Here is an 8,523-nt window from a genome sequence, read left to right as displayed (position 1 = left end):
TCCCACATCTGTGGCTCTACCGGCCAGGACCCACTCCTGTCGGCAACCCACGCTTACATGCGGAGGGGCCCCAGCCAAGACCTCCATACCGTCTAGCGGTTCCAGTCTCCCAGGCCGTCGGATCCGCTGAGGGTGCCGCCGTCGGTGTTGACGACGATGACGGGGTCACCCTTCTGGGCGTTCTCGAAGAACCACTTGCCGTCTTCGGTGCTGACGTTGAGGCAGCCGTGCGAGGAGTTGGAGTAGCCCTGCTGCGACTCGGACCACGGCGCGGCGTGGACGAAGATGCCGCTGTAGGAGATACGCGTGGCGTACTCGACGTACGTGCGGTAGCCCTCTTCGGAATCCACCGGCACCCCGTAGGTGGAGGAGTCCATGTACATGTCGCGGAAGCGCTCGCCGACGATGTAGGTGCCGTTCGGGGTTTCGTGGCCGACCTTGCCCATGGAGGTGGGCATCGTGCGAACGACCTCGCCGTTGCGGGTGACGGTGATCTGCTTGGTGTTGTCGTCGGCCGTGGTGATGATCGAGTCGCCGGTGGAGAACTCGGCTTTCGCGCCGCCTGCTTCGACGGTCACCTGGGTGTGCGCCGGGTAGAACTCGTTGGGCAGCCACCGCACCTGGGTGTCGTTGATCCAGTAGAAGTGGCCTTCGACGGACGGGTTCGTGGTGACGCGGATGGCGCGTAGTGCGGCGTCGCGATCTCCGATGGCCTCGTCGAAGCGGATCGCGATGGGTTGCGCCACTCCGACGACCTCGCCGCCGGACGGGCTGATGCTGGGATCGGCGAAGTTCGCGGGTGCCAACGGGGCCACCCGCTGCTGCGGGGCGGGTGCCGGTGCCGCCGGGTCCGAGGATCCGGGCACGCCGGGGATCGACACGTCGGGGCCGCCCGGCCACAGCGGAGCCGCCTGGGCAGACCCGAATGCTGCAGAGGCTGCGAGCGCCGTACCTGCGAGAATTGCCCCGATGCGGGCGAACCTGCGTGTGCGAACCTGTGTTGCCATGTGACCCGACCATCCTTCGTACTGCGTCGTGATGCCCAGTAGCAGTGCTGCCGCGGGGCAACGCCCATTAACACATACCACCCGGACTTTTGCTAATCGGATATTGCCGAAAACGACGACGGAATCCACGGATACGAGTAGCTTCCCGCCACCCGAGCCCCTTCTTCGAGCCGTAGGTGTCGATCGTCTGCGAACGGGTATGTCGCATGCAACGTACTCCGTCCAGCCACCGGCGGTTCCGCAACGGGCTCGAGGCCCGGTGTCCGAAAGGGTGGCTCGTGACTGTCGATACCAGCACTCCAGTCCGTCGCATCGTCGTCGTCGTGCCCGCACACGACGAACAGGATCTGCTCGACGCCTGCTTGGATGCCCTGGCGAAGGCCGCACGTCGGGTCGCCGACGTCGCCCCGGTGACGGTATCCACGACGGTCGTTCTCGACGCGTGCACCGACGGTTCGGCGCGTGTCGCGGCGCGTCACCCGTCGGTCTCGGTCGTGACGGTGGCCCATCGCAACGTGGGAGCCGCGCGGGCGGCCGGATTCGCAGCGGACCTCAACGGCGGTCTGGGCCGCGCCGACACGTGGTACGCCACCACCGACGCCGACTCGACGGTGGGCGAGCAGTGGCTGGTGGGGCATCTGCGGCACGCCGCCGAGGGTGCCCGGGCCGTGGTCGGGACGGTGTCGGTGCGATTCGAGGACCACATCGTCGACAACGAAGCACTGCGCTCCTCCTATGACGCTCAGTACGTCGACGAGGCGGGCCATCCCCACGTCCACGGCGCCAACCTGGGTGTTGGCGCGACGGACTACTGGGCGGTCGGCGGGTTCGCGCCGCTCGCCACCGGCGAGGATCACGACCTGGTCCGTCGTCTGGAGCTCGGCGGCACCGTGTGCCGCAGGGTGTGTGACATTCCGGTCGATACTTCGGGCCGCCTGCGCGGCAGAGCCCCCGACGGTATGGCCGGCTTCCTTCGTTCTCTGGAGCCTTCTGCATGACCGACACCGGATTCGTCGACACCCCCGATCGCACCACCGATCTCGAGTCGGCGTTGCGCGCGCAGTTTCTCGCGTTCGAGGCGGATGGGCGGTTGGATCTGGCTCTCCCCGGCTCGGGAAACACAGACCACCGGTGGCAGTCGCTGGCTGCGCTGGGTCGGCACGACACCGTTCTGGGCCGCTGGGCCGAGGCACACACCGATGCGATCGCGATTCTGCACGAGCTCGACGGCCCGACGCCCGAGCGCGGCCAGATCTGGGGCGTGTGGGCTGCGGAACCCCCGGCTCCGATTCTCGAAGCGGTACGCAGCGATTCGGGGTGGCTCCTGTCCGGGACCAAGCCGTGGTGTTCGGGGGCGTCCGTCTGCACCCACGCACTCGTGACCGCTCGCGTCGACGGCGAGCCGCGATTGTTCGCAGTGGATCTGACGCATCCGGGTGCTGCCCCGGTGCCGAACACGTGGCATGCCGTCGGAATGCGCGAGAGCGACTCGGGCTCGGTGGCATTCGATCGTGTCCCCGCGGTCGTGGTCGGTGGTCCGACGGACTACCTGACCAGGCCGGGCTTCTGGCATGGCGCGATCGGAGTGTCGGCCGTCTGGTTCGGTAGCGCCTGCGCGGTGGCCGACACCCTGCATGCGGCCGTGCGCTCGCGCCCCGACCCACATCGCGCAGCTCACCTCGGTGCCATCGCATCGGCTCTCGGAGCCGCGTCGAGTGCCCTGACGACCGCGGCGGCCGAGGTCGACGCAGATCCGTTCGACCGCTCCGGCCGCGCTCGGATCCGTGCTCGCATCGTGCGCGCCGTCGTCGAGGATGCCGCAACGCAGTGCATCGACCGCGTCGGGCGAGCGCTCGGTGCCGGCCCGCTGTGCGCAGATGCGGAGCATGCTCGACGCGTTGCCGACCTCACCGTCTATCTGCGACAGAGCCACGCCGAACGCGACCTCGAAGCCCTCGGACACGACATCGCACAGGAAGACAACCCTTGGTAGAGAACGTATTCGACGCCGAAGTCGACCTCGGTACCGCCGAATCGGACTGGCTGTCCGCAGATTGGTCCATTCCCGGTCTGCACTGGAGCGACGTCGTCACCATGGTCGTCGTGGCACCCCATCCCGACGACGAAGTACTGGGCGTCGGCGGGTTGCTGTCGATGGCCGCAGCTGCGGGCGTCGACGTGCGGGTCGTCGCGGTCACCGACGGCGACGGTTCGCATCCGGGATCTCCGACGGTGTCGGCCGAGGACCTGCGCGCCCTGCGGCCCGTCGAGTCCGAGCGTGCCCTCGCCGAACTGGGCATCGTTCAGCCGCCGACGCGGCTGCAGTTCACCGACGGCGAGGTCGAAAAGCACGAGGACGCTCTGGCCCGCGCGCTGGTACCGCTGCTCGACGCCACTCCGGGTACCTGGTGCCTGACGCCGTGGCGCGGGGACGGCCACCCCGATCACGAAGCCACGGCGCGTGCCTGCCTCACCGCGGCCGCCGTCGTGGGGATACCGGTGGTGGAATATCCGATCTGGATGTGGCACTGGGCAACTCCCGAACACCGGGCGGTGCCGTGGTCACGCAGTCGCCGCATCGACCTGCCCGCGCACGCCGTCGAGGCGAAACGGGCGTCGATCGAGCGTTTCGAATCTCAGATTCGACCGCTGTCCGATCACCCGGCGGATCGCGCAGTGTTGCCACCGCACATCCTGACGCGGTTCCGACGTCCGTTCGAAGTCGTCTTCGCATGAGTAGGCTGTCCGCATGAGCTTGAGTCCGGAATACTTCCGCGATGTGTATGCCGCGCACGAGGATCCGTTCATGCTCGACAGCAAGTGGTACGAGCGTCGCAAGTATGCCCTCACCCTGGCATCGCTGCCCAAGCCGCACTATCGACGCGGCCTCGAACCCGGTTGCTCCATCGGTGTGCTCACCGAACAGCTCGCTGCCCGCTGCGAGCATCTGGTGTCGACCGACGTGGTGCAGAGCGCACTGGATACGGCTCGCGCGCGCGTAGGCGAGAGTGCTGCAGTCGATTTCGCACTGTGGTCCCTCTCCGACGACGTATCTGCGTTACCGAATCCCCACGAGAAGTTCGATCTGATCGTCGTCAGCGAGGTGGGCTATTACCTCGACGACGACGACCTGGCGGCCGCCATGAGCCGCATCGTCGGGCAACTGGAGGCCGGAGGCACACTGGTGGCCGCGCATTGGCGTCACGACGTGGACGACTATCCCATCTCGGGCGACCGGGTTCACGAGATCATCGCTGCCACAACCGGACTGGCTGCACTGAGCCGCTATCTGGACGAGGACGTGCGGATCGAGGTGTTCATCGCCACCGATGTTCCCGCCGTATCGGTTGCCAGCACCGACGGACTCGACGTGCGATGAGGCCCGAGGCTCCGGTCGCTATTCGGTGGACTTCGCCGCGTCGTCGACCAACTGCACGGCGAGATCGGCCAGTTTGACGTTGGTGTCCTGAGAGAGCTTGGCCAGCAACGCGAATGCCGCCTGCGAATTGAGGTTGTAGCGTTCCATCAGCATGCCCTTGGCCTGCCCGATCAGATCCCGGCTGGTCAGCGCGGCCCTGATCTGCTGTTCTTCCCGGGCGCTGGAGAACGCGATGGCCGCGTGCGCAGCGAACAACGAACCAATGGATTCGGCCTCGGCCGAGAACGCGCCGGTTCGCGTCGAATGCAGGTTGAGTGCGCCGAAGTTGAACCCTTCGACGTAGAGCTGAAAGCAGATCATGCTCTTGACCCCGAGCGCAGACGCTGCATCGGTGAACTGTGGCCAGCGGGTCTCGCTGTCCATGTCGTCGATACGGATGGTCGTCTGTTCGATCGCCGACTCGAGGCACGGCCCCTCGCCCAGCTGCTCCTGAATCTTGTCGCAGTGCCCGGCAATTTCTCCCGACAGAGCGGCGCTGTGCACGAACTTGCCCTGCATGACCGTCGTGATGGATGCGTACTCGGCATTGGGGACCTGAGCGACCGCGGCCTCGGTGATCATGGCCAGGACGCGATCGGGATCGGAATGCTGACGCCGCAGCTTCTCGGCCACCTCGGCCAGCCGGCGACTCAGCTGGAAGTCGGTAACCCGCGGGAGGGCGCCCGACGCGTTCAGTGTCTGCTCGCTGATGGTGGTCACCTCGTCCTACTGCTGCACTCTGCCCGCGACTGCACTCTGCCCACTATTGCGCAGGGGGCGTACCCGGTATCGGCGGATGCCGACAACACAGGATACGCCCCTGGGCGCTGAGCTCAACGACCGTAAGCGAGGCTCACAGAGCGCTGGGTGCCACCAGAGAGTGCACGAAGCCGATCTTCTTCACGACGGTCGCCGGCAGCACGAACGGGTACAGGTCCTGGTGACCCATCGATCGGTTGATCTGGTTGAGTGCCCACGACAACGGCAGCCACCAGTCGATGATCTGATCGAAGCCGACCTCGCCGGGCAGCGGGCTTTCGAGGGTCGATCCGGCCGGTGCCATCCCGAATGCCGCGGCCGTGTCGAGGGTGTCGCGGATGTGCAGGTAGTGGGCGAAGGTCTCGGCCCAGTCCTCGGCGGGGTGCATGGTGGCGTAGGACGAGACGTAGGTGTCCTCCCAGCCCTCCGGTGCGCCCTCGCTGTAGTGGCGATCGAGCGCATCCTGGTAGCTCGAATCCGGATCGCCGAACAGTTCCTCGAACGCCGCGCGGTGTTCACCGTCTCCGACCAGCACCATCTGGTAGTAATGGCCGATCTCGTGACGGAAGTGCCCGACCAGCGTGCGGTAGGGCTCCGACATCTCCACGCGGAGCTGCTCGCGGTGCACGTCGTCGCCCTCGGCGAGGTCCAGGGTGATCAGACCGTTGTTGTGCCCGGTCATCACCTGCTGGTTGGCGCTGGAGAGCAGATCGAACATCAGACCCGTGGACGCGTCCTCGTCCCGGCCGACGATCGGGAGGCCCAGCTCGGTGAGCTCGAGGATGACGCGACGCTTGTTGGTCTCCGCGTCCGCGTAGGCGGCCATCGCGTCCAGGTCGTCGTCGGCCGGGCGAGTCCGCGTCAGCCGGCAGGACAGGCAGAGGTCGTCGGAATCGGATGCGTCGACCAGCCAGTTGCAGCGCGCGGTGTTGAGATTGGCACACGTCTTCCAGACGGCACCGTCCACCTCGGCCTCGGAGATGCCGTCTTCCTTGTCCGGGAGCACCAGGAGGGCTCTGCTCGGCAGATGGAAGCCGAGTGCGCTCGAGCAGCTCAGACACAGTGAGTTCTCGAACGACAGCTTCTGTCCGCACTTGCGGCAGATGAAATCACGCATGGATGTTCCTTAGTGGCTGTCAGTTTCAGAAGACGACTGCACAATGTCAGAAGTGCACTGCACTAGCCAACTTTACCCACTGCTCGACCGCGCACAAGGCTAGGCGCAGAGCAAGCGCACGCTTAGAACATTACGAGCCCAACTGCTACGAGGTGGCAGATCGCTGCTAGCACAGTGGCAGCGTGAAAGAACTCATGGTGGCCAAATGTGTTGGGCCATGGGTTGGGCCATTTAGTCGCGTACAGGATTGCGCCCGCGCTATAGAGCATGCCGCTCACGAGAAGTAACAGGAACGGCGCATGGCCAACGTGCTCGATGAGCGTCGGCGCGACGGGGACTACGGCGCTGCCGAGAATCATGTACAGCGGCACGCCGACCCAACTCGGTGACTGCGGCCAGAGCATTTTGAGGGCGACGCCGCCGAGCGCGCCGAGCCAGACGACGATCAGCAGTGTGCGTCCGGTGTCGGAGGGGAGTCCGAGTACCACGAGCGGTGTGTAACTGCCGGCAATGAATAAAAAAACATCGAATGGTCGGCGCGCTTCATCCATGTGCGGCTTGTCGTCGTGGCCCAGTGGATTCGATGGTATGCAGCGCTCACGCCGAACACCCCGCACACGGAGACGGCATACACGGCGCTTGCCACACCGGCGGTGCCGGACACCAGGCTGAACGCCACTGTGACGAGAATGATTGCGACCACGACCGCGACGCCGAACGCGTAGAGATGGATCCATCCGCGCATGCGAGGCTTGACCGGTAGCTCGTCGATGCCGAACATCGTCATTCGATGACCTCCGTCGCTGGGTAACCTACGTGACCGTAGGTTCACGTATTGTACCGATGAGTAGCTTTCGGCGTGAACCTCGCTGGATCGGTTCGCCGCCAGGTCATGTCGGGTTCGAAAGAAGCCCCGGAGGTCGGTCAGCAGCTTGTGGCGCGCGGGGTCGGGCGTCGAGCACGTCGAGCACGTCGACCACACGCGAGCGATCGTGACCCATGTACGGCTCCGGCAAGGGCGAACCGTGGTCGATGTGGAGCATGCGGATCGAGGGCCTCTTGGTAGGACTATGGACTGGGTAGTGGGCAGTGGGCAGTGGCGGATATCGACGTAGTCGTCTGAATGCAGCAGTGAATCACCAACTCGGTCGACGGTCGACCAGCGAGACACAAGAGCGACAACGGAGACGGTGTCGCTCTTAGACAACGTCTCGCGCCGCCGCGAGTGACGTCGGCCTGCGCCTAGGCTTCCCTGTCGTTACCTCATCCAGCGACTCACAGCCGAGCACGTCCGATTGCTGAACTCGCTCGTGCAAGGTGAGTCGTCGAGGTCAAGCACGCGAGGCCCGGCGCAGGACGGCGCTGACTTCGTCCGGCTGCTCGACGTTCGGCGAATGACCAGCGTTGTCTATGAGGACTGTGTGAGCACCGGCAGTGGAATACCGCGCCAGCGTCGGTTCCCAATCGTAGAATTTGTCGCCGCGACCGTGAATCACCGTTACCGGTTTGTCGATGGTCCGGACAAGGGAGTCGAGTGGCTTGTTCTGCAGGCGTCGGCGGCGATCGATCAACACGGTTCGATACATGGCCGCGCTTGTGGCTGTGAAGTCGTGGAACGATTGTTGTGGGTTGTTGAATCCCGTGCGGGCGTCGAAGCCGTCGGCGAATGCGTGGTGCCCGATCCGGGATACGAGCGCAGGGACCGCGCACACACGTGCAAGTTGCGCGAACCATCGGATGGTCATGACCGCGTTCCCGGCGGGAAAGTGGCCGGATTCCAGGTCGGGGGCCTGGTTGATCAGGACCACCCGAGTGATGCGGGACGACGATTCAGCCGCTTCCAGTGCGACGTCACTGCCGAAGGAGTGCCCCACGATTGTGGCGTCCGTCAGGCCGAGAGCCTCGAGAATGTCGATCACCGCCCGTGCTTGGAAGTTCGCGTCGAGAAATCGATCTCCACCCGTGCAGCCGTGTCCGAACAGATCCACTCGAATGAGGCGGTAGTCGGACGCGAGAGAGGCCACGACGCGGTCGAACCAGTGAACGGATCCGGCGAATCCATGGATCAGAACGATTGCCGGTCCGTGAGTCGGCCCGTCGACTCGAGCGTGCATCGGACCCATGGTCGTCAAAAACATCCGGCCGGAAACTTGACGCGCTCTCACATGACCTCCGTTGTAAATTCGTTCAGTACTGCGCCTGCCGATTAGTTCACGTCCAGG

General features: G+C 65.2%; 8 protein-coding genes and 1 pseudogene. 4 read left to right on the top strand and 5 right to left on the bottom strand.

What is annotated here, in order from left to right:
* Window positions 1-92 precede the first annotated feature (92 nt).
* Window positions 93-1,007 (bottom strand): L,D-transpeptidase, encoded by a 915-nt coding sequence (locus tag AB0O58_RS21555; protein ID WP_206498334.1) that lies wholly within the window; start codon window positions 1,005-1,007, stop codon window positions 93-95.
* Window positions 1,008-1,285: 278 nt separating this feature from the next.
* Between AB0O58_RS21555 and AB0O58_RS21550 the strand changes: the two genes are divergently transcribed.
* From AB0O58_RS21550 to AB0O58_RS21535, 4 genes are read left to right on the top strand one after another with little or no spacing between them, the layout of a single operon-like run.
* Entirely contained in the window at window positions 1,286-2,005 is a 720-nt protein-coding gene (locus AB0O58_RS21550; protein WP_032375657.1) for a glycosyltransferase family 2 protein, read from the top strand.
* Complete coding sequence (locus AB0O58_RS21545) at window positions 2,002-3,000, top strand: acyl-CoA dehydrogenase family protein (RefSeq protein ID WP_052061719.1); 999 nt, start codon at window positions 2,002-2,004, stop codon at window positions 2,998-3,000. The genes AB0O58_RS21550 and AB0O58_RS21545 overlap by 4 nt, the downstream gene beginning before the upstream one ends.
* Window positions 2,994-3,743 carry a PIG-L family deacetylase gene (locus tag AB0O58_RS21540; RefSeq protein ID WP_032375658.1) on the top strand — a complete coding sequence of 250 codons (750 nt, stop codon included), beginning with the start codon at window positions 2,994-2,996 and terminating at the stop codon, window positions 3,741-3,743. The genes AB0O58_RS21545 and AB0O58_RS21540 overlap by 7 nt, the downstream gene beginning before the upstream one ends.
* Window positions 3,744-3,756: 13 nt before the next feature.
* Window positions 3,757-4,386 carry an SAM-dependent methyltransferase gene (locus AB0O58_RS21535; protein WP_032375659.1) on the top strand — a complete coding sequence of 210 codons (630 nt, stop codon included), beginning with the start codon at window positions 3,757-3,759 and terminating at the stop codon, window positions 4,384-4,386.
* Between the two features lie 18 nt (window positions 4,387-4,404).
* On the opposite strand, the gene AB0O58_RS21530 is transcribed toward AB0O58_RS21535, so the two are convergent.
* The 4 genes and pseudogenes from AB0O58_RS21530 to AB0O58_RS21515 all read right to left on the bottom strand — a co-directional run bounded on the left by AB0O58_RS21530 (window position 4,405) and on the right by AB0O58_RS21515 (window position 8,415).
* Window positions 4,405-5,145: a GAF and ANTAR domain-containing protein gene (locus AB0O58_RS21530; RefSeq protein ID WP_080733447.1), complete on the bottom strand. Its 741-nt coding sequence runs from the start codon at window positions 5,143-5,145 to the stop codon at window positions 4,405-4,407.
* 133 nt (window positions 5,146-5,278) lie between these two features.
* Window positions 5,279-6,301 carry a putative zinc-binding metallopeptidase gene (locus AB0O58_RS21525; RefSeq protein ID WP_032375660.1) on the bottom strand — a complete coding sequence of 341 codons (1,023 nt, stop codon included), beginning with the start codon at window positions 6,299-6,301 and terminating at the stop codon, window positions 5,279-5,281.
* Window positions 6,302-6,423: 122 nt separating this feature from the next.
* Window positions 6,424-7,088 (bottom strand): annotated as a pseudogene (locus AB0O58_RS21520) (hemolysin III family protein).
* 544 nt (window positions 7,089-7,632) lie between these two features.
* Entirely contained in the window at window positions 7,633-8,415 is a 783-nt protein-coding gene (locus tag AB0O58_RS21515) for an alpha/beta hydrolase (protein ID WP_196249617.1), read from the bottom strand.
* Between the last annotated feature and the right edge of the window lie 108 nt (window positions 8,416-8,523).

The organism is Rhodococcus sp. NPDC080181 (genome assembly GCF_040702225.1).
In the GTDB taxonomy this organism is placed as follows: domain Bacteria; phylum Actinomycetota; class Actinomycetes; order Mycobacteriales; family Mycobacteriaceae; genus Rhodococcoides; species Rhodococcoides fascians.
The sequence above is the reverse complement of the archived record's forward strand: the minus strand, read 5'-3'. Positions and strand labels throughout refer to the sequence as shown.

What these genes read in the sequence shown, in the direction of transcription:
- AB0O58_RS21525 (WP_032375660.1), bottom strand. Translation starts at nt 6,301, where the DNA reads ATGCGTGATTTCATCTGCCGCAAGTGCGGACAGAAGCTGTCGTTCGAG.
- AB0O58_RS21515 (WP_196249617.1), bottom strand. Translation starts at nt 8,415, where the DNA reads ATGCACGCTCGAGTCGACGGGCCGACTCACGGACCGGCAATCGTTCTG.
- AB0O58_RS21535 (WP_032375659.1), top strand. Translation starts at nt 3,757, where the DNA reads ATGAGCTTGAGTCCGGAATACTTCCGCGATGTGTATGCCGCGCACGAG.
- AB0O58_RS21545 (WP_052061719.1), top strand. Translation starts at nt 2,002, where the DNA reads ATGACCGACACCGGATTCGTCGACACCCCCGATCGCACCACCGATCTC.
- AB0O58_RS21555 (WP_206498334.1), bottom strand. Translation starts at nt 1,007, where the DNA reads ATGGCAACACAGGTTCGCACACGCAGGTTCGCCCGCATCGGGGCAATT.